At 49.8% G+C, this 630-nt stretch carries 2 protein-coding genes; both read left to right on the top strand.

Annotated elements, in window-relative coordinates; translation table 11 throughout:
- Positions 1-200, top strand: a 200-nt coding sequence (locus R7O13_RS28275) for a hypothetical protein (protein ID WP_318305376.1), incomplete at its 5' end; no start/stop codon positions are given.
- Positions 201-262: 62 nt separating this feature from the next.
- On the top strand, positions 263-630 hold a 368-nt coding region (locus R7O13_RS28270), incomplete at its 3' end, for an RNA methyltransferase substrate-binding domain-containing protein (protein ID WP_318305375.1).

The raw sequence follows: 630 nt of genomic DNA, 5'->3' as shown, positions 1-630 counted from the left end.
AAGAAGGTGCTACAGCGCGCGCTGTTCCTGCTATTGAGCCAACTAAGCGCCCAGAACAAACGAATGCTGGCCGTAAACGCAAAGGGCCAAAACGTGGGGATGACGACAGCGCGAAGAAGCCAAAGGTGAAGAAAGCCCACAAGAAAAAGCCACATAGTAAGCCAAAGAAAACCAAGCGCACTAAGCAAGACGCGCAGTAGGCTGAAGCGCCAATCTGTTACCGCAGATTGGCGGTGAGCGAAGCACAGAAACAGGTTAAGTAATGAGTAACGAATTTATTTACGGCATTCATGCCGTGAAAGCGGTATTGGAACGCGAACCAGAACGTTTTATTGAAGCGTACGTTCTAAAAGGACGCCAAGACGATCGCCTAATGCCAATCTTGAACGATTTGCAGGTGTGTGGTGTTTCTATCCAACAAATGACGCGTAAAACCTTGGATGACAAAGCACATGGTGCAAACCACCAAGGCATCATCGCGCGCGTAAAACCAGCAAAACAGCTGAACGAAAACGACATCGACGACATCCTAGCGCAGCATGAGACACCGTTGCTATTGGTGTTGGATGGCGTGACTGACCCTCACAACCTTGGTGCCTGTTTACGTAACGCCGATGCTGCTGGTGTTGC

Source organism: Vibrio sp. Y176 (assembly GCF_033438945.1).
The sequence above is the reverse complement of the archived record's forward strand: the minus strand, read 5'-3'. Positions and strand labels throughout refer to the sequence as shown.